Raw genomic sequence first — 19,572 nt, 5'->3', positions numbered from 1 at the left:
CCCCAAGCGAAATGGAGCTAAAAGCCGCCTAACACGTCCACTTTTCGAGGGAAGATCACCTTCTGAGACGCTAAGCGGGCGACTTCCAGCCAGAAATCTAGTTGGAAGCCCGTTCGTTTAGAAGTTCGTCAAGTTGCAGCAGGATGAATCCAACAGTTCATCCAGCGCGTGCCGATGCTATCAACAACCCGAGAGCTAGTATACTGAAGCCGTGCCAGGATCTAGGCGAAGTTATCCGCGTTTCACAACGCCAAGGATTGCCCGCGCCTCAGCCGGTGTTGCGATGCTAGCTCCCATGCGCTCAACGATACCCACCGCATTCTCGACCAGCTCGCGGTTGGATGCCAGCACACCACGCCGCAGGTAAATGTTATCTTCCAATCCTACTCTGACATGGCCGCCCATGGCCACTACCTGTGCGACCATGGGCATTTCATCGGGGCCACAGCCAAATCCGCCCCAAATGGCTCCCTCGGGCAAAAGCTCCCGCATAGCTTGGAGAACGATCGGAAGAGCCGGCGCACCATTTCCTGTACCGAGGCAGAACTGAAAGAGAGGAGAGCCATCAATCGCGCCCTCGGATATTAGCTTCTTTGCGGTTTCAATGTGGCCTAAATCGAAGCATTCCAACTCAGGCTTGACGCCGGCCTCTCGCATAAGGGCCGCCATCTCTCTCAATTCGGACATACGTGCAACATAGATGCGCTCTCCGAAGGTCATGGTAGCGCAATCCAAGGTGCTAAGCTCTGGCTGAAGCTTGGCCGCGTGGAGACATCGCCCCGCGGGATTCTTAAGCGTGCTCGCTGCACCGACTTTGATAGGGTCAACGGAGTCAAGAACCAGTTCGCCGCCCATTCCGCAGGTCAAGTTGATGATCACGTCAGTTGCCGCTTCTCGGATCTTCTTCACGACCTGTTCATAGAGTTCGAATCGGTTCGACCCAAGACCGGTGTTTGGATCGCGCACGTGGATATGAACGACCGCGGCTCCTGCCTTAGCTGCCTCCAGCGCAGCATCTGCAATTTCCGATGGCGTCTTGGGAATGTTCGGATGTTTCGCGAGGACTGCGCTATTACCCCCAGTTACTGCACACGTGATGATCACCTTCAGGGACATCAAACTCTCCTATGTTATGTCGCGAATTAAGTTCAGTAAGCTGGCGGCACTGTTACAGTTAGCCCGAACTCGCCGGCCGGTAGCCTTTGGTATGTCTAGTCGATTTCCGCGGAAGGTAGCGCCTTCAGCTCCGCACCTGGCAATCGACACATTTTTGCTTCAAGATGGATTCAAAGCTTCATCTGTCTCCCGGAGGCGGAATTTAAGCGAATACGGACTTTTCTTGCAGATTTTGATCAGGCAATAGGTCCCATCAGCCAAAACAGGCAGCTCCGTCGAATCCAGTTCTTCGAGAGCCTTCGATGTTCGTGAACCGGTTGGCAATCGAGGTTCCACCTGAAGCCGCGCTGAAGGCTTGGACGGCGAAACGGGAGCGTTCCTCGAGACTGAGGTCTAGGAGGACGCCGTCACACGGACGCGAGAAGACGGTTTGATTGCGGTGATTGACCAAAAGTGCAGACTCCTAATTGGGACGCGTGGATTCAGTTAGTTTTCCTCGGTTAAACTAAACACGGCGTTATGATAATTGATTACGAGAGAGACGTCGGCCTATGGACAATTGCGGAAGATCATCATCCGACGGGCGGCTCCAAGAGACGAGAAGTAGCTAGTGAGGTCGGCCGCGAACGGAGCCACCGCACAAGTTGTTCGACCGAGGTGAGCTCGTCGTGGTCACCAATGTGACGGTGGCTTTGCTGAAGGACGAACAGCTGCTGGCTCTGATTTGCGCGTTCAGCCTTTCGGTATCTCTGGCGCTGTGCCTGCGTCGGATCTGCTAGTTCGGCTCGTAGCGCGGTCGCGCAGACCCTCTTCCCAACGCGATAGGGTCTCACCAGCACCATAATTCAGAGAGCGCAATCCTTTCAGCACGGCGACAATGCCGTCGTCGAGTTTTTGCTCAAACTCAGAAATGGTTACGCTCTCGAGCAGGTCCTGTGCGTCGGACTGCTCGGCGAGTTTGTCCAGAAGGGCATCACTGTACTCGGGTATCTCATCGAGCTTTGAAGACGATTTCCGCCCGGGTCCCCACTTCTCCAAGAAGCTGCGAAAGCTCTTTTGACCGCTGCCGACGAAGTAAGTCCGAAAGGGACCTAACGCTGCTTGCCGCAGTCCAAAAGAGTAGCGGACGGCGTCGTCGATCTCTTGTACGGTGGCTAGATCATCGTGCACCAACCACAGCGCCTCACGCCATGCTGCCGTCTGCAGCCGGTTCGCAATGAAGCCGTCCACCTCCTTACGCACGACAAGTGGGTGCATCCCGATAGCCCGGTAGATCTCTCCCGCCCGCGCCAGAGCCTCGGGCGCTGTGCGCTGTCCTGCGCACAGTTCAACCAAAGGCACTAGGTATACCGGGTTGAACGGATGGGCTACGAGCAGGCTCTCGGGTCGCCCCATCTTAGCTTGCAGCAATGACGGCACCAAGCCCGAACTCGACGAGCAGATCAACGTTTCAGGGCCCACCACCCGGCTAACTTCGGCAAATAGCTGCTGCTTGACTTCCAAGCGCTCCGGCACAGACTCTTGCACCAGATCGACGCCGTGCACCGCGTCGGCAAGCGAATTCACCACGGTCAGCGATCCCTCGGATGGCAGCGGAGCTTGGGTTAATCGCCGATATGCCCGACGCGCTTTTGCCAACTGCTCCTGTACGCGTTCGAGCGCACCGGGCGAACGGCCATGCACCCGCACGTCTATTCCATTAAGGATAAAACGGGCGGCCCACCCGCCTCCAATTACTCCACTTCCAAGCAGTCCGATTTCCCGCGGCTGCTTCTCAGATACCGAAATAGACGCATCGCTCATGAATTCTCGCCTTAGACATACACATTGATCTTAGCGTCCTCGCGCACTGCTTTTGGACTCGCCTCCTGCACTTCGATGCTCTCGAGCCAAGCGCGGCGTTATCCAAGCTGGCGCGCCAGTACTGACTAGTTGAATACCCCGAACCCAACCCCTAAATATCTCGGCGGTTCGCGAGTCAACTGCGAACGTCCCTCAGGAGGATGTGAGCCCCCCGACATTGCATTGATCGCTGAATCCGCCTACCCCTCTGGCCGCCCGCGATTCTACCGCACTCAAGCCACGCTGCGATTGCAAAGCCACGACCACCTCGGAACCACTCGCACTCTTTTCGCACAGCAAGCTAGACTTATGCCAAAAGCGGCTGAACAAGATTTATCGGAAGTCCACGACGCTTCAATTTTCGAGCGTAGCGCCGTCCAAGTCTCGAGCAGATTCATCGAGCTGCCGACTTGGCCGCGGCGCCATCTCCCCAGCAATTGTCGCGCCAGTTTTGAATTCCATTGGCGCGTCCTCTGTCACGAGAAACGAAAACTCACGCCTGACCACCAACGTCTCGAACGCAGCAAAAGTTGTCGGAGTCGTTACGTCATCGTAGCTAGTCGGACGGCCGAGATTACTCAGTTTCACTACGGCTTTCCTTCCATTTTGGAACAATTTCTGTATGCTAAGCAGCGCGCTCGCGGAGGGCCGAGTAGCGAGAGGGTCGCACTTCCCCGCTCAATATTCTACTGCCAAGCCGACGCTTTCGGCGTGTACGATGCGGCCGAGCTCACGGACTGAAACAGCAATTGATTTGGACGACCGCGCGCTCCAGCAACACGATCTGCAAGATCGGCTCTCTCACGTACTTCACTTACGCCTTTGTTTGGGCCTAATCCCGACGACCTCGCATCAATCATTAGCTCGCCTCTAAATGCGATCCCGACTTTTTTGACTCAGAAGGGCTACGGCTAAACATCTCGCGCACCGATGGCGCGCCATTGCTAAATAATCGTTGAGACCTCTAGCGCAGTAGCTCTGAAACGCTCTCTGCAAGTCAATAACTGCTTGTAGAAGCCGCACCTGGTGGCTCCGCTAATCTTTTTACGTGCACCAAGGAGCGTCATTCGGGATATCTCGCATCGAGGCTGAGGCTTCTAATAACGCGACTATGAAATTTAACACTAGCTTAGAGCCCGAATAGCCGCAGATATTGTCCCGTTTCAGACAGCGAAGCGACGGCTGTTGGATAAAATGCCTGGATTCCGTTTGCAGCCGACAGTTTTGAAACAACTCAACGCCCCATGCGGTTCAGCGCCGCTGGCATGGCAGTTGCTCTTGGAAGAGCACTCACAGAGTTAGAAACGGTGCGTAGATGCAGAAGACGAAGGACGCTTTCTTGCCCTTACATGCGGCGATGTTGCGGCCCCCAGTGGAAGATTTCCAAATGAATAAGATTGCGGGCCCCGGTGACGCATCACAACTATCCAACCGCTCATGACGATCCGACGTGCGATTATGGTACTCGCGCGGCCTGGCACGAGACTTGAAAATTGTGGCAACCCCCTTTCAGCTCGACAGCCCGAGGAATTACATGTTTAAGCCTAGTGAAAAGACAACAGTACTTGGACTGAGCACGGCTGACGCTCATCACCCTGATTTGGGCAAATTGGAGATGATCAAAGGCGATCGCAATCTCCGATCGCTTTTCGAGCCACAGGGAATCGCCGTGGTAGGCGCGTCGCCGAAACCGAGCTTCGCGAAATGCATTCTTAACAACATCAGGTCGTGCGGCTTCAATGGCAGTATCGCTGCGGTCAACCCGAAATATAGTGCGGTCGACGGTGTAAAGTGTTACAGGTCCATCTCAGACGTTCCGTTCCAAGTTGACCTTGCCGTTCTATGTGTTCCGGCTGAGAACATTCTGGCTGTTTTGCAGGAATGCAAGCTCAGGTCGGTGGGCGCGGTGCAGATCATATCAAGCGGCTTCGCTGAACTCGACACTGAGGAGGGCCGCGCAAGACAGCAGCAAATTGAGCGCTGGGCAAAGCGCTCGCCGACAACAACCGTTGTCGGGCCTAACACCCTCGGAGTCATCAATCTGCACCGGCCAATGGTTGCCATCGGCGATAGCAGGATACCTAAAATCGTTCCGGGGGGCGTGAGTTGCGTTTTCCAGAGCGGTCAGATGTTCACAATTATGCATCCTCTAATCGGCAGAGGTGTCGGGATAGGAAAAATTGCTCTGACCGGTAACGAAGTCACCGTCACGACAGCCGAAGTAATCAGCTTCTTCGCTACCGATCCACAAACAGAAGTCATTGTGAGTTATTCCGAGGGGCTAAAGGATCCGGAGAATTTCGCAGCTGCCTGCACGCGCGCGCGGGAACGAGGCAAGCCGATCATCATGTTGCGCGTTGGCGCCCATCTTGAGGTGCGCAAGGGAATCAGCCGACACACGGCAACCCAAGCCGCGAACAGCTATGAGACGGAGATCCAGTTCCTCAAAGAATTGGGTGTGATCACTGTGGATTCGGCTGAGGACCTGATCGAAACCGTCCTCGCTTTCAAAGCGTTCTGTCGACCGCGGGGTAATCGCGTTGCCTTTGCGAGCTTTTCCGGTGGCATGGGAAATATCATGGCCGATCTGATTTTGTCTACGCGGAGCTTAAACCTTGTTTCGTTCTCCGATCGGTTGTGCAAACGATTGGCCGCCATTCTTCCTTCATTCGCGAACAGCTTCAACCCTCTGGATCTGAGCGCCCAGAGTGCCTTCAATACCGGGGTCCTGAGCAGGTGCATGCAGACGCTCGGAGATAGCGGTGAGTTTGACATCCTCCTATGGGGGAAGGATTTGCCGATGAGCATCGATGACGAATCAGAAGTCGGCATGGCTCTTAAAGCGCTCGAGGCCGAACATCCTCAGATTGTTGTTGTCGCAGTCTCGCAGATGAGCGGAGTCTATTGGGATAAGGAAGTTGATGGAGTCCCACCCATGTTCGCCGGCCGACCACTTCTGCAAGGCACGGGAGTCTCGGTCCGAGCTCTGGACAAGGTGATCGAGTGGCATACGTCAACTTAGGAACCAGCTTTGTTGACGAGTTACCGGCGCTGTTAGGGGTGACATCGAGAATTTGGCGGTGTCACAGCGAGGGGCCACCTACTACTTACCTGCCTAAGGATGTCCCAGAAGAAGGCGACAGTCCGGCGCAAAGAAGGGGAACAGATGAAGATGTGTTTCAAGGAAGAGATGGGGTATTCGGTCCCGATCGCCTGACCGATTTGCCGCGCGGCACGTTTTTGCTGACGATCATGGACCAACTCAATCCGGAAAGGAGAGAAGCCATGATCTACGTCGGCCTCGATGTTTCGCTGAATTCCGTTGCGGTATATGCGGTGGACGAGACCGGAAAGCTTATCCGGGAGGGAACCACGTTGGCGGACGCGCCATCCATTGTGCAGTACCTCAAACCATGGGCTGGTCAAGTTGAAGGGGTGGGCCTTGAAGCAGGACCGATGTCAGAATGGCTGACCGCAAATCTAATCGAACTGGGGGCTGCCGGCTGTCAGTTTGGAAGCCCGCCAGGTTAAGGCGGCACTTTCGGCCATGCCAGTGAAGACCGACCGGAATGACGCCCGTGGGATCGCCCAGGTGGTGAGAACGGGATGTTCAAGGTTCAAGCCTGTTCACGTCAAGAGCATCGGCAGCCAAAGGGCGCGGACGCTGGCCGCGGCTCGCAAGCATATCATCCGCTCCATCGCTGCCGCAGAGCAAGTCATCCGCGGACTTCTGCGTCCGCTCGGTCACAAAGTCGGAATCTTCTCGCGGACTCTGTTCGCGAGGGAGTTCGTGAGTTGGTCAGCGATGACGCCTTACTGGAGGCGATCATGAATTCGCTGCTTGCGGGAAGCGAAGCGCCGATGCGGGAGTACGCCCGACCGCATCGTCTGGTTCTAAAGGCCGTGCGCAGTGACCCAGCTTGTCGGCTTTTGATGACGATGCCCGGGGGTCGGCCCGGTCTCTGCGTTGACCTTCCGCTCCACTGTGGAGTAACCGTCCGGTGAGGCTTTCAATTACCCACAAATTCTGCTCCGACCATGGCGCCCAGCGAGATGTCGGTGAGGCGTGACAGCCCGCGCCACATGACGGTATTACCGGGCGGCGGATCGCTGGCGCGGGCGAGATAACCGCCGAGCCGGGCGATCTTGATCAGATAGTGCGAGAGCGTTTTCTGGCTTCCTTTTGGTTTGTCGTTGACGAGGCGATCGAGCACGCCGATTTCAGTCGCAGTCAACGCGAGGGTTGGCGGCGCGTCTGGGACGGAGCGGTTGAGCATCGTCATTCAGAAGACCCGCCAAGTCAGGTCAGATTGGTCAGACGCTGGGCGGTCCTGAGCTTCGACTCCTCAGCTTTGCAGCCCGATTTGAGGATCTTGTGGAACACCTCGATCTTCCATCTCAAAGCATACCATTCGAGCTTCTCAATGGCGCCGGCGCGGGAACCAACAGGCAGGTCGGTGATCAGCTTCCAATCGATCTTCTTTCTGTTTTTCGGCGTCCCACGCTCTTCGGCATGGATCACCGTCAGGGTCAGAGCGGGATAGCGCTTCTGCTTTCCAATCGGCGGCAGGACTCGAATCTTGCGATACCTGATCTCAAGAACGGCCTGGTCGGAATCGCCGTTGCTGTCTCTGACTTCGATGCGATGGAGCCCTTTGACGGCGACCTCGTCCATTTCGTCGGCGATCGTGTGATCCCCGTCTCCAGCTAAGCGGTCGACGCAGGTCCTGATCAGGAAATGAGTTCCGGTCTCCTGCGCTGCGCAGAAAAGCTCGTAGATGTCACTCTCGCGATCACCGATATGGATGCATCGTCCCGGATGATCCAAGAGTTGCGTAGACTGCTTGAGATTTTCCAACCACCGGACGCTTTCCTTTTTCTCGATGGGAATCCGGGTCGGATTGATCTTCTTTTTAAGCGCTGCTGTTCCCTTGAATTTCTTCCGGGTCCAGAACTTGACGGCCGCCAACCCCAGCGGCACACATTCGATTGTAACCGCGAGGCTCGAATGCATCAGGATGCCGCAAACCGTGTGCGATCTGAGGCGACCTGCCTTATCCCGTCCACTGTTTATGCTCTTGGTGATGCCGATCGCTTCTGACTTCTCGCGTTGATAGCTAAATTCGGTCGTGTCGTGCAGCACAAGAACGAGACCTTCAGTGGCGGCGGCACGATCACGTGTCGATTGGAAATGGCCCGCCAGAATGTCCACTTCGCTGACCCGGTCGTTAGAGAAGAAGCGGTAGGCTGCCTTGGTATTCGCCCAATCCTGGCAGACGAGCGGAATGCTTTGTCCCATGGCGCTTCCAATCTGTGTGAGCAGTTTGCGGAATCTGTCGCCGAGCCGCGCGTCCCTAAACTCGCATCCACTACTCTCTCGATCAATCCAACATTCGCCTTCCAAGGACCGCAAACAGCCTTTTGCCGATCGATCCCTTAATGTCAGCCCCATAGAGCACCCCCTCGCGAATCAGGTGCTCAGCAAGGAATCACAAGTGATTCTTTCGATTCAAGATTTCGCCGATCAGCGGATCAGCCCGAGTCGTCAAAGTTATGGGTAATTGAAAGCCGGTGAGGGCCGCGGGATCATCGCGTTGTGCGGTGGCCCGATCAGGCCGCAGACTGAACGGGGGTTCTCTTCCATTCCCAAGGCAGCAGCTCATTGAGCCGACCTTGCGGTGTGCTTGCGATGCGGGCCAAGACGTCCGCCAGCCAGGCTTGCGGATCGAGGTCATTGAGCTTTGCCGTCATGATGAGCGTCGCCATGGTGGCGGCGCGCTCGGCACCACGTTCGGAGCCGGCGAAGAGCCATGACTTGCGGCCCAGGGCAAAGCCGCGCAGCGCCCGCTCCGCTGCATTGCCGTGCCGGGATTGCGAGAGGATCACCCAGCCGCCAGCGCCCTTCCACGTGACACCGCGCGGCTTTGCCGGGCCGAACGCTGCCGGACAAGCGATTGGCGCGCCGATTTGTCCGCCTGCTTGATCAGATGTCGGCGGCACCTGGCCAACCGGTCCCGGCCGCGTGCGGCGACTGGGCGGCGACGAAGGCGGCCTATCGCTTCTTCGATAATCCGCGCGTTACCGAGCATGGGATGCTGGCCGGCCATTTTGCCGCGACCGCCATGCGCTGCGCGGCGAGCGAAGGACCAATCCTCATTCTGCAGGATACCACCGAGTTCATCTACAGCCGTGCGCAGCCGGGTAAGATCGGCTTCACCAAGACCATCAACGCCGGACGTTACAAGGCGGGTCAGCCCAACGTGGTGACTTTGTGCGGAGTGCTGATGCATTCGAGCCTGGCCGTAACCCTCGGCGGCACGCCGCTCGGGCTGACGGCAGCGAAGTTCTGGACACGCACGAAGTTCAAGGGGACCTGGACGCTCAAGCGGCATGTGAACCCCACGCGGGTACCGATCGAGACGAAGGAAAGCTATCGCTGGCTGGAGAACCTGCGCCAGTCGATGGCGCTCGTGGGCACGCCGGAACGCTGCGTGCATGTGGCCGACCGCGAGAGCGACATCTACGAGCTCTTTTGCCTGGCGCAGGATCTCGGCACGCGCTTTCTGGTGCGAGTGCAGACCAACCGATTGGCCGGCGCGCCCGCCGACGCAGAGCCACGGGATGGAGCTCATAGGGTCTTCGCCCAGCTCTCGGCCACGCCTTGGGCGGGACGCCATTACGTCGCGATAGGACAGGATGAGACGGCGTGCGTGCACGTGAAGTTCGCCGCAATCCAAACCTTGCCGCCCATAGGCAAGCAGAAGCGATACAGTCCTCAGCTTCTCACCTACATTCACGCCCTTGAGATCGACCCGCCGGCGGGCCGTCCGCCGATCGACTGGAAGCTGGTGACCAATCTGCCGGTCGGAGATTTCACCATGGCCATCGAGAAGCTCGAATGGTACGCCTTGCGCTGGAAAGCAGAGGTGTTTCACAAGGTAATGAAGTCTGGCTGCCGCGCCGAAGAGACGAGGCTTGAGACCGCCGAGCGGCTGACCAAGTTCCTCGCCCTCATCGCGATGGTCAGCTGGCGCATCTTCTTCCTCACCATGTCCGCACGAGCGAAGCCCGACGCTGCGCCGGAGACAGTCCTCACCTCAACCGAAATCGCGACGCTAGATGCCATCGACGCGGCGCGGTCCAAGCCGCGCATCTTGCGCAAGACCCTCGCCACCTACTTGCTCCAGATTGCCATGCTGGGCGGCTACCTCGCGCGCAACCACGATCCGCCGCCAGGAAACATGGTGGTGTGGCGAGGCCTAACACGCCTCAATGACATCGCCTTCGGCCTCTCAATCAGAACTCGTCGACGATGTGGGTAATTGAAAGCCTCAACGGAGGAATACACTGTGGACGATCCCAGGCGATTCCTGCATTCCCAATCTGTCGGCGCCTATCTCGGGTTAATGCCCCGTCGATACCAATCGAGGTTGATCGGGTGGGACGGATCACAAAAGTCGCAGATGGAGAGACGCGCACAACCTTGTTCGAAGCTGCCAACGTCGTTCTCAGGGCATCAACCCGATGGTCTCCGATGAAGGCCTGGGCGGTGCGTGTTGCCCACACACGTATTAGCCAGATCTACCGCCTTTAGTCCGAGAAGGAGCTTACTCCGCAAGGAGCGGCTCGCCGACAGAGCTGTGGCGATGGTGCACTCATATCCAAGCCGCTCACTGAGCTTTGTCGACGACGTGCTTGCCAACAGTTCCGCTTTTTCCTTCTCAAGTTCAGATCAACCTGTTTCCCGTAGACAGGTCCAAAGCACACCTGCCGCGACATCTGGCTGCGGGCAATCACGTTTCTCATCGGATACCCATCACATTAAGGCCAGCGAACCTGATCGCGCTCGTAGCGGCACCTTTGGACTTCACCCACTTAGGAGGCGCACATCTTGCGGGAGTACCGTTTGATGTCGCCTTTAAGTCACATTAAGAGAACCTTCATACGAAACTCGCGCATATCAAGAGGATAGTTGTTCACCTCTTATCCTGTTGTGCATTCATTTGGCTAGTTTTCCAATTCTCGACATTGCAAGGGTGAGTCTCCGGGGTTGTAACTTTCGTCTGCACCACCACTCTCTTGAAGTTCAATCAGCCGAGCAGCGGAGTCAGCTGGGCTAGCCACGAGCTCGAACGACATTGGCTAACGCCTCTTCGTACTCTCCGGCGATTTCTTTGACAAGCTCGCCTGCACCGGCGACTGAGCTGACACCTGACACTGAGTGACCAGCACAGAAAATGTTGCTCCATTGGGGCGGTCCTTCACTAGAACTCTTACTGGCTGCATTCAGCGTAGCGTTGTATACTGAGTCCTCAAGTTTGGCGGCGTCAAGACCGGCCGCCACTATTGAACTCCGCAACACGTTCGCAGGAAGTCCCCAAAACGCGCTCGTTAAGACTATGTCGTCAAGAGTGCTGTTCACTAACATCTGACGATAGGAGTCACTCGCCATGCTTTCCCAAGTGGCTATGAAGCGAGTACCCATGCAAGCAAGCTCGCACCCGAGCACGCGAGCTGCCGCTAGCGAAACGCCGTTTGTGATTCCGCCCGCAAGAACAATCGGACCATCAAATATCGCGCGGACCGAGCGAACAAAAGCAAATGGATTCGCCCATCCGGTATGCCCTCCCGCGCCAGCGGAGAGCAAAATCAAACCGTCTGCACCGGCCTCGATCGCCTTTTCCGCGTGGCGCAGCGAGGCGATGTCGGCGAACACAAGACAGCCGATTTCATGCAAGGTATGGACTGCTTGCGCCGGCGACCCGACGCTAGTTATGACAATCTCCACCTTGTGACGCATTAGACAAGCCAGATCATCCTTGAACCGTCGGTGACGCATCATTAGCGTTGGGCAGTACGGCGCGACGGGCCGATCTAGGTTGGCTAAGTCTTGTTCAATCCGAACGAGCCAGTGATCGAGCTCCTCAACCGTTCGGGCATTGGTTGTGGGAAACGCACCGATCGCTCCTGACCGGCAGACAGTGGTCACCAATTCCACCCCAGAAACACCAGCCATTGGTGCGACGATCAAAGGTAAGGTCAATCGGCCAAGAATAGCACGCATCCATCTGCCACTCTCAACATTTGTATTCACAGTTAGCCACTCCCTTGATCTAGTTCCTTTGCGCAGCAAATGGCCCGGCGTCCATCACACTGCCTCAAGCTGCAACATCGGCGAAGCGTGGATCGCAATCGCGCTAAATGAATGACGAGTTCGACGCAAGCGCGGGCGCCGATCGTGCTGCTGGTCCAGCGGACACCTAAAGCTTATCGATTTGCATCGCGAACTCCTCCAACCCGGTTTTGGTCAACCTGACGCTCGTCCGAATACATGGCACCTCCGTGCAATCCGCTCAATTATCGACATTGGGAGTTGACCAGACCGCGGACTGTGCCAGTAGCCGGATCTCCGCAAGCACGTCGTGGCCGCGATTGAGGGCAGGATGCCCTCCAATCGGGCGGCAAGACAGTTTGAGGTCGTGATTAGCACGTGAGCGTCATCCAGGGACCACGCACTGAGGGCTGATCTGGTCGGCTAAGAATATCTCGCGGAATGGTTTGTCGCGGGGTCACAATGTCCAAGGATAGTCGTAAGGATAGTCGTAAGGATAGCGATAAGGATAGGCATACGTCTATCCTTGAAGACGGCGCCGACACGCTGCAGCGCATCGAGATCATCACGGGGACGGGCCGGCGTCGGCGCTGGTCGACCGACGCGAAGGCGGCGATTGTTGCGGAGAGTTTTGCGCCGGGGGCGAGCGTGTCCGCGGTGGCGCGGCGGCACGATATCAGTCCAAGCCTGTTGTTTCTCTGGCGTCGCCAGGCAACGCAGGCGCAAGTCGCGGAGCGCGGGGACAGAGGCATGCTACTTGGCTTTGTGCCGGCCGCGATCATCGGCTGCGGGAGCAAATTGCCGAGTGGGGAGCAGGCGGCGATCGAGATCGAGGTCGGCGCGGTTCGGATCCGTGTCAGGGGGACAATCGACCGGCGGGCACTGTGCGAGGTGCTGGCGGCAGTCGGGGCGATTGGTCGATGATCGGGCTTCGATCTGGGTTGTCGATCTGGATTGCGACGCAGCCGGTCGATTTCCGCCGCGGCATGGACTCATTGGCGATGCTGGTGAGCGAGGCCTTTGGAGCCGATCCGTTCGACGGCGGACTTTATGTCTTCCGCTCCAAGCGCCGAGATCGCGTGAAGATCCTGACCTGGGATGGGAGCGGCCTTGTCCTTTACTACAAAAGAATCGAGGGACAGTTCACCTGGCCGCCGATCAAGGGAGGCGTCATGCCGCTATCTCATGCTCAGCTCTCGGTGCTGCTCGATGGCTCGGACTGGAAGCGTCTGCCGATGCGAGTTGTGGATCAGCCACTACGAGCTGGTTGATCCTTATTAAGTCGTTCGTCACTCATGCGGAGTTGTTGTAGAATCACTCTGCATGAGTGATTTGCCTTTCGATCCAGCATTGCTCCGTCAAACCGTGATAGTGCTATCGTCACGGCTTGCGGCGTTGTCGGCGGAATGCAGCTCGCTTTCGGCCGAGCGTGATGCGGCAATCGCCCAACGCGACGCTGCGATCCAGGAGAACGACAAGCTCCTGATGATCCTGTCCCAGTACAAGCGCACGATCTTCGGTCCCCGCTCCGAGACACTGGATCTCGGACAGCTGTCTCTCTTCACCATCACGGCACAGGCGGTTCGTGCCGCCGCCAACGACGACGTGACCGGAGGCAGGCTGCCCGACGGAGCGGAGGACCGTGGAAAGCGACCGGCGCGACGCAACCGTGGGAAGCTTCCGGAGCATTTGCCGCGCATCGATGTCGTGATCGATATGGAGAGCCAGATCTGCCCCTGCTGCGGCGAGCAGCTGCACAAGATCGGGGAGACCGTCAAGGAAGCCTTCGACGTCATTCCGATGCAGTACCGGGTCAAGCGCATTGTGCGCCCGCGGTACGGCTGCCGGGGATGCCGCCAGGGTGTCCTGCAGGCACCCGCGCCGGCCCAGGCGATCGACGGTGGGATGGTGACGGAAGCGTTGCTGGCCCACATCGCGGTGATGAAATACGGGTACCAGCTGCCGCTGTATCGCCAGGAACAGATGTTTGCCGCCCAAGGCATCACGCTCGACCGGCAAACGCTGGCCTCGTGGATGGGCCGCGCCGCCTGGTGGCTGAAGCCGCTTCACACGTTGTTGCGCGACACAGTGATGTCCTACCCGCGGCTGTTTGCCGACGAGAGGCCGCTGCCGGTTCTCGATCCCGGCCGTGGCCGGACCAAAGTCTGCCAGTTCTGGGCGATCGCCACGATGACCGTCCGTGGGGTGGCCCGGCGCCGCCGGCGTTGGTCTACATGTTTGCCGAGGATCGCAAGGCGATCCGCGCCAAGAAGCTGTTCGGGGACTACCACGGCATCCTGCAGGTCGACGGCTATGCCGCCTACAAGGGCCTGATCAAGAACGGCGGCCATCTGGTGCAGCTCGCGTTCTGCTTTGCGCATGCGCGGCGGAAGTTCTGGGACGTTCACGTCGCGACGAAGTCGCCGATTGCCGCGGAAGCGCTGCAACGGATCGCGATGTTCTACGCCATTGAGGATCGCATCCGCGGTCTGCCAGCGGCGCATCGGGCTGCGGTGCGGCAAACCAACACCAAGCCGCTGATCGAGGACTTCAAACCCTGGCTCGAAGCGCGACTGCTGGAAGTCTGGAAGAAGTCCGGTCTGGGCAAAGCCATCCGCTACACCCTCAACCATTGGGACGGCCTGACGCGCTTCATCGATGACGGACGCATCGAAATAGACAGCAATACGGTCGAGCGCAGCATCAAGCCGATAGGCCTGGGAAAGAAGAACTACTTGTTTGCCGGCAATGAAGGCGGCGCCGAGACATGGGCCATTCTCTCGCCTCGCTCATCAACTCGGCAAAGCTGCAAGACATCGACCCGCGGCACTATCTGACCGATGTTCTCGAGCGCATCGTCTCTGGACGCACCAAGATCAATCAGCTGAACACGCTGCTGCCGTGGAATTGGAAGGCCGAACGCGACGGTTCGGAGGCAAAGCTCGCCGCTTGATCAGTTCGACGGCAAGGCGTCAGGAACTTCCTGCGCATCGCTGGCGTCGTCGTAGATCTCTTCGCGGATCACGCGCAGCGTCACCTCGTGCAGATACACTTGCAGCGCACCCTCCAGCTCGGTGAACCCGGCAGCAGGACTCGATCGACGAAGCCTCGTGATGCACGGACCATCACCGTGTTGCGTCGCTGCCGGTGATAACGAAACGGCCGCAGCCCATATCGGCGGCAAAGCGCTAGAAAAAGATGCCGAGACCATTGGTCGGGAAGTGAGAATTGCTGTTCGATCGGTGGATCGTGGCGAGCGAGTTCCTCGACCCTAGCTCGCACCCGCTGCAGCGCGGCTTCCGCCGCAAGGCGCTCACCAGCAGTTCCGGCACCTGCGAACAAGGCCTCGATCTTCCGAAGCTTCTCGCGCAGCTGCGACTCGCTGGTCATTCTGATCTCGTTACCCGCTCCGAACCAGGGTCACCCCATCACCGCGCGCCGGCGGCGTCAATCATCCCGACCGCGCTATCCAAAGCATTCCGCGCAAGTCAAGCCCGGGCACCGGTGATACTATCGTGACGCTCACATTAGCACTGCCAACCGGTTAGACTGCGGCGGGTTGAGGAGACCAGCAGCGCGGGGCCAGGTCGGATCGGCGGTCATAAAGCGAAGGCGATTCGAAAGACCACACAACCTGGCTGTCGCAGCGGATCAGAGATCGCGATTTCACATGCGTGGGGCCCTAACGGAGGGTAAGGCCGTATGTCCGTGTCTGCCGATGAGGTGGCTCGCCCTACACTGCGCGTCCGAGGGTTGCTCGGGCGGACCGAGCCGATCCTCATCACAGGAGGACGAGCCGTGGCAGATTATAGGGAAGCATTCGTCGGAATCGATGTGGCCAAGCTGAGAAATGCCGTCGCGATTGCGGACGCAGGCCGGGAGGGGGAAGTTCGGTTTGACCTTGCCCCACGGGCTTAATCCAGCTTGAAGTTCGCTCTGGCCCACAACAAGGACCAGAGCATGAAGCGCAGCCGCTTTTCGGAAGAGCAGATCATCGGGATTTTGAAGGAGCACGAAGCTGGCGTTTCGGTCGCCGATCTGTGCCGCAAGCATGGCGTCAGTGACGCCAGCATCTACAAATGGAAGGCAAAATTCGGCGGGATGGAGGTGTCGGAGGCCAAGCGGCTGAAGACCCTGGAGGACGAGAACACACGACTGAAGCGGCTCTTGGCCGACGCCATGCTGGACAATGCGGCCTTGAAAGATCTCCTGGGAAAGAAATGGTGATGCCCGCTGCCAAGCGGAAAGCTGTCGCCCATCTCGTGGACGTCTACGGAATGAGCGAACGGCGGGCGTGTAAAGCCATCGGCTGCTGCCGCATGACGATGAGATACAAGGCGACCCGCGCAGATGATGCCGGCCTTCGCCAGCGCATGAGGGCGATCGCCCAGGAACGTCGCCGTTTCGGTTACCGCCGCCTGCACGTGCTGCTCAAGCGGGAGGGTTATCTGGTCAACCATAAGAAGCTCTTCCGGCTCTACCGGGAAGAGAGGCTCGCGGTACGCGCCGTAGTGGCCGCAAGCGGGCAATTGGGACCAGGGCACCGATGATGGCGCCGATGGCCCCCAACGATCGTTGGTCGCTCGACTTCGTGTCGGATCAGCTCACCAACGGCCGTCGCTTCCGCATTCTGACCGTGGTCGACGATTGCACCCGCGAGTGTCTGGCGCTGGTGGCCGATACCTCGCTCTCGGGCGCCCGGGTGGCGCGGGAACTGGACCGCCTGATCACCGAGCGCGGCAAGCCCAAGACGGTGGTTAGCGACAACGGCACCGAACTCACCAGCAACGCCATTCTGACGTGGGCCGATCAGAGCCGCGTCGCTTGGCACTACATCGCGCCAGGCAAGCCCATGCAGAACGCCTTCATCGAGAGCTTCAACGGCCGGCTGCGGGATGAATTGTTGAACGAGACGTTGTTCACCTCGCTGGCCCAGGCCCGCGTCGCGCTCGGATGCTGGCGCGCGGATTACAACGACACACGACCACACTCACGGCTCGGATGGAGGACGCCGTCCGAGTTCGCCATCACCTGCAACCCGCGACGGGATCTGGCGCTGCGCTATGCTGAGGGCTCCGCGCCAGCTCCCGTCGCTACCACCGCCCAAATGGACAAATCCAACGACCGGGGCGAACTCAGGAATGGATAAAACTTGATGTGGTGGAACGGCCCGCTCCAACAGCATCAAAGTGCTAGAACGTGGTCGTTGTTCGAACGCCACAAAGGAGGGACCGTTCCGTGAAACAGGTTAGCACCATCGGGTTAGATTTGGCCAAGCACGTCTTCCAAGTTCACGGCGCGGATGCGGGGGGCTCGCCCGTGTTCAACAGGAAATTGCGGCGCAGCGAGGTTCTGCGCTTCTTCGAGAAACTGCCACCATGCCTGGTGGGAATGGAAGCCTGCGGTAGCGCCCACTATTGGGCGCGCGAGATCGCAGCTCTCGGTCATGAGGTGCGGCTCATTCCGCCGGCTTATGTCAAACCCTTCGTAAAGCGAGGCAAAACGGATGCGGCGGACGCAGAGGCCATCAGCGAAGCGGTGATCCGCAAGACCATGCGCTTCGTCCCGATCAAGACGGCCGAGCAACAGGCTGCCGCGATGGTGCTGAAGGCCCGCGCTCTTCTAGTGCGGCAGCGAACGCAGGCGGTCAACGCGTTGCGCGCGCATCTGGCCGAATTGGGCATCATCGCCACCGCTGGCCTGGCAAAGATTGAGGCGCTGGTCGCAATCGTACGGGATGAGACAGATGCTCGCCTGCCCGCAGCAGCGCGCTTCGCGCTGAGGGCTATTGCCGACGAGATTGAAGCTTCAGCCGACCAAATCGAGAGACTCGAGCGCGCGATTGTTGTGGAGACCAAGCACGACGAGGACATGCGTCGGTTGACCACGATACCTGGCGTCGGCGCCATCACGGCAGCGACCATCAAGGCGCTCGTGCCGGATCCCGGCGGGTTCAAGTCGGCTCGCCACTTTGCCGCCTGGCTGGGATTGACGCCGCGGCCTCATTCAAGCGGAGGCAAAGAGCGACTGGGAGGAATACGAAGATGGGAAATCCGGAACTCCGCTCTCTGCTCGTTGTCGGGGCGACGGCCGTCTTGCGGGTTGTCCGAAACGACGCTCGGGCGCGGCCGTGGCTGAAGGCGCTTCTCGCCAGACGGCCCTTCAAGGTTGCCGCGGTCGCGCAGGCCAACAAGACGGCGCGGATCATCTGGGCGCTTCTGAACAAGGGCGGGACGTACCGACGTCCCGACCCGCTGACTGCCGCGGCCGCCGTCTGATAGACACAGGACCGCCAAAGCGATCTGACCGGCGCAGGCCGGCAGAGGGCAAGGTGCAACAACAGCCGATGAACCCATGGGACGACATCCCGAAACGAGTGAAGCTACTGCCCCCAATGCGCTCAAACGCGCAAACTTGATTTAGCTCCTCTTCCGCGGATCTCATCGAGGCCAGCGGCCATGTGCCGCGCGCAAAGGCCGGACATATGACCGCACCGTTCCTATGTGTGAAATCGACTGAAAAAGCTCTTGCCACGCGGGCCGTTCCACATATGGGGGCAAGGTCACAACCCGCTCGAGCCGGGCGCAGCGATCCAGAAGAGCCGCGGCAAATGCACGCAACTCGGCGGGATCGCTCGGCAGCTCATCGGGCAAATCACTCATTGGCCCGAGCTTGCCATGCTTCGCGTCACGATGCAGCGAAGATCTGTATCTTTACGCAAGCGCTTTCGGCTGCGGGGTTCGAGGCGCGTGCATGCGCGTCCAATCCATGCCGGCCACCAGTGCTGACAGCTGGGCCGCATTCATCCGCATCACACCGGCCACGATGGGGGGCCATTTGAAGCCGCTGCCATCGAGCCGCTTCCAGTACATCACAAGGCCGCTGCCGTCCCAGACGATCTTAACCCGATCGGCGCGCTTCGCACGGAACACCGCCGCCACGCCTTCATCGGGTCATGGCCCAGCGTCTCCTTCGCCAGCAGCGCCAAGCCTTCCGCTCCCTTCCTGAAGTCGACAGGTTGCGTCGCCACGTAGATCATGAGGCTCGGGGGTGGCGTCAGCATGAACGTGTCCGTCGGAGCGCGATGAACACATCGCTCAATACAGCAAGGCCAGGCGCCCCGCGCACCTCCACGCGCGCGCCCTGGAACTCAACCGTCACAACGGCGGCTTCCGGCGACCCGGAGGGGTCTGCGGCCGCAGGCAACGCCGATTCCGACATCACCGGCACGAACGACAGCGTGTCCGCCGACGCCGGCAATACCAACTGGCCCAAACGCGCCCGGCGCCGCCAGTCATGCACTTGCTGGGGCCGGCAGCCATGGCGACGGGCGACGTCTGTGACAATCGCCCCCGGCTCGAGGCTTTCCGCAGGAATCTGCGCCTTCAAATCATCCGGCCAGCGCTTGCGACCTGCGCCTGCGAACACTTCAATACGCGGTGACAACGGTCGTCTTATGTCGTCAGAATGGTCGTCCATTGTGAGCACCCTTCCAGAAGATG

The 19,572-nt window shown here is 58.9% G+C and carries 13 protein-coding genes and 5 pseudogenes; 10 read left to right on the top strand and 8 right to left on the bottom strand.

The window, feature by feature from the left end:
- Window positions 1-231: 231 nt before the first annotated feature.
- Entirely contained in the window at window positions 232-1,116 is an 885-nt protein-coding gene (locus tag P6U27_RS30520; RefSeq protein WP_407193082.1) for a 3-keto-5-aminohexanoate cleavage protein, read from the bottom strand.
- 732 nt (window positions 1,117-1,848) lie between these two features.
- Window positions 1,849-2,919: a 3-hydroxyacyl-CoA dehydrogenase NAD-binding domain-containing protein gene (locus P6U27_RS30515; protein WP_407193081.1), complete on the bottom strand. Its 1,071-nt coding sequence runs from the start codon at window positions 2,917-2,919 to the stop codon at window positions 1,849-1,851.
- Window positions 2,920-4,492: 1,573 nt separating this feature from the next.
- On the opposite strand from P6U27_RS30515, the gene P6U27_RS30510 reads away from it, so the two are divergent.
- Genes P6U27_RS30510 through P6U27_RS30500 form a run of 3 tightly spaced genes read left to right on the top strand, consistent with a single transcriptional unit; the run spans window position 4,493 to window position 6,790 of the window.
- Window positions 4,493-5,980, top strand: coding sequence for a CoA-binding protein (locus P6U27_RS30510; RefSeq protein WP_407193080.1), 1,488 nt, complete (start codon window positions 4,493-4,495; stop codon window positions 5,978-5,980).
- On the top strand, window positions 5,962-6,489 hold the full coding sequence (locus tag P6U27_RS30505; RefSeq protein ID WP_407193079.1) for a hypothetical protein: 528 nt from the start codon (window positions 5,962-5,964) through the stop codon (window positions 6,487-6,489). Before P6U27_RS30510 ends, P6U27_RS30505 begins: the two co-directional genes overlap by 19 nt.
- A 16-nt stretch (window positions 6,490-6,505) precedes the next feature.
- Window positions 6,506-6,790 (top strand): hypothetical protein, encoded by a 285-nt coding sequence (locus P6U27_RS30500; protein ID WP_407193078.1) that lies wholly within the window; start codon window positions 6,506-6,508, stop codon window positions 6,788-6,790.
- 178 nt (window positions 6,791-6,968) lie between these two features.
- Here P6U27_RS30500 and P6U27_RS30495 read toward each other — a convergent pair whose 3' ends face one another.
- The 3 genes and pseudogenes from P6U27_RS30495 to P6U27_RS30485 form a co-directional block, all read right to left on the bottom strand.
- Window positions 6,969-7,241, bottom strand: a complete 273-nt coding sequence (locus P6U27_RS30495; RefSeq protein ID WP_407193077.1) for a hypothetical protein — start codon at window positions 7,239-7,241, stop codon at window positions 6,969-6,971.
- A 17-nt stretch (window positions 7,242-7,258) separates the two neighbouring features.
- Entirely contained in the window at window positions 7,259-8,410 is a 1,152-nt protein-coding gene (locus P6U27_RS30490; RefSeq protein WP_407193076.1) for an IS4 family transposase, read from the bottom strand.
- A gap of 158 nt (window positions 8,411-8,568) precedes the next feature.
- Window positions 8,569-8,817: pseudogene (locus P6U27_RS30485) on the bottom strand (transposase domain-containing protein); the annotation flags it as partial.
- A 95-nt stretch (window positions 8,818-8,912) separates the two neighbouring features.
- Between P6U27_RS30485 and P6U27_RS30480 the strand changes: the two are divergent.
- Entirely contained in the window at window positions 8,913-10,280 is a 1,368-nt protein-coding gene (locus P6U27_RS30480) for an IS4 family transposase (protein ID WP_407193075.1), read from the top strand.
- Window positions 10,281-11,074: 794 nt separating this feature from the next.
- Here P6U27_RS30480 and P6U27_RS30475 read toward each other — a convergent pair.
- Window positions 11,075-12,022, bottom strand: a complete 948-nt coding sequence (locus tag P6U27_RS30475; protein ID WP_407193074.1) for an NAD(P)H-dependent flavin oxidoreductase — start codon at window positions 12,020-12,022, stop codon at window positions 11,075-11,077.
- 510 nt (window positions 12,023-12,532) lie between these two features.
- Here P6U27_RS30475 and tnpA (P6U27_RS30470) point away from each other — a divergent pair.
- The 6 genes and pseudogenes from tnpA (P6U27_RS30470) to P6U27_RS30445 all read left to right on the top strand — a co-directional run bounded on the left by tnpA (P6U27_RS30470) (window position 12,533) and on the right by P6U27_RS30445 (window position 18,348).
- Window positions 12,533-12,994, top strand: coding sequence for an IS66-like element accessory protein TnpA (tnpA, locus tag P6U27_RS30470; RefSeq protein WP_407193073.1), 462 nt, complete (start codon window positions 12,533-12,535; stop codon window positions 12,992-12,994).
- Window positions 12,991-13,341 (top strand): IS66 family insertion sequence element accessory protein TnpB, encoded by a 351-nt coding sequence (gene tnpB, locus P6U27_RS30465; RefSeq protein ID WP_122401294.1) that lies wholly within the window; start codon window positions 12,991-12,993, stop codon window positions 13,339-13,341. The genes tnpA (P6U27_RS30470) and tnpB (P6U27_RS30465) overlap by 4 nt, the downstream gene beginning before the upstream one ends.
- Window positions 13,342-13,393: 52 nt before the next feature.
- A pseudogene (gene tnpC / locus P6U27_RS30460) lies at window positions 13,394-15,023 on the top strand (IS66 family transposase).
- 749 nt (window positions 15,024-15,772) lie between these two features.
- Window positions 15,773-15,967: pseudogene (locus tag P6U27_RS30455) on the top strand (IS110 family transposase); the annotation flags it as partial.
- A 63-nt stretch (window positions 15,968-16,030) separates the two neighbouring features.
- Window positions 16,031-17,219: pseudogene (locus P6U27_RS30450) on the top strand (IS3 family transposase).
- A gap of 89 nt (window positions 17,220-17,308) precedes the next feature.
- Window positions 17,309-18,348: pseudogene (locus P6U27_RS30445) on the top strand (IS110 family transposase).
- A 435-nt stretch (window positions 18,349-18,783) separates the two neighbouring features.
- On the opposite strand, the gene tnpB (P6U27_RS30440) reads toward P6U27_RS30445, so the two are convergent.
- Both tnpB (P6U27_RS30440) and tnpA (P6U27_RS30435) read right to left on the bottom strand, forming a co-directional pair.
- Window positions 18,784-19,011, bottom strand: a complete 228-nt coding sequence (tnpB, locus tag P6U27_RS30440; protein WP_407193072.1) for an IS66 family insertion sequence element accessory protein TnpB — start codon at window positions 19,009-19,011, stop codon at window positions 18,784-18,786.
- A 115-nt stretch (window positions 19,012-19,126) separates the two neighbouring features.
- Entirely contained in the window at window positions 19,127-19,549 is a 423-nt protein-coding gene (gene tnpA / locus P6U27_RS30435; protein ID WP_407193071.1) for an IS66-like element accessory protein TnpA, read from the bottom strand.
- Window positions 19,550-19,572 lie beyond the last annotated feature (23 nt).

This window comes from Bradyrhizobium sp. STM 3566 (assembly GCF_045571445.1).
Taxonomy (GTDB): Bacteria; Pseudomonadota; Alphaproteobacteria; order Rhizobiales; family Xanthobacteraceae; genus Bradyrhizobium; species Bradyrhizobium vignae.
The sequence above is the reverse complement of the archived record's forward strand: the minus strand, read 5'-3'. Positions and strand labels throughout refer to the sequence as shown.

Excerpts from the sequence above, each read along its gene's own strand:
- P6U27_RS30520 (WP_407193082.1), bottom strand. The coding sequence starts at position 1,116 with ATGTCCCTGAAGGTGATCATCACGTGTGCAGTAACTGGGGGTAATAGC.
- P6U27_RS30515 (WP_407193081.1), bottom strand. The coding sequence starts at position 2,919 with ATGAGCGATGCGTCTATTTCGGTATCTGAGAAGCAGCCGCGGGAAATC.
- P6U27_RS30510 (WP_407193080.1), top strand. The coding sequence starts at position 4,493 with ATGTTTAAGCCTAGTGAAAAGACAACAGTACTTGGACTGAGCACGGCT.
- P6U27_RS30500 (WP_407193078.1), top strand. The coding sequence starts at position 6,506 with ATGCCAGTGAAGACCGACCGGAATGACGCCCGTGGGATCGCCCAGGTG.
- P6U27_RS30495 (WP_407193077.1), bottom strand. The coding sequence starts at position 7,241 with ATGACGATGCTCAACCGCTCCGTCCCAGACGCGCCGCCAACCCTCGCG.
- P6U27_RS30490 (WP_407193076.1), bottom strand. The coding sequence starts at position 8,410 with ATGGGGCTGACATTAAGGGATCGATCGGCAAAAGGCTGTTTGCGGTCC.
- P6U27_RS30475 (WP_407193074.1), bottom strand. The coding sequence starts at position 12,022 with ATGCGTGCTATTCTTGGCCGATTGACCTTACCTTTGATCGTCGCACCA.
- tnpA (WP_407193073.1), top strand. The coding sequence starts at position 12,533 with ATGTCCAAGGATAGTCGTAAGGATAGTCGTAAGGATAGCGATAAGGAT.
- tnpB (WP_122401294.1), top strand. The coding sequence starts at position 12,991 with ATGATCGGGCTTCGATCTGGGTTGTCGATCTGGATTGCGACGCAGCCG.
- tnpA (WP_407193071.1), bottom strand. The coding sequence starts at position 19,549 with ATGGACGACCATTCTGACGACATAAGACGACCGTTGTCACCGCGTATT.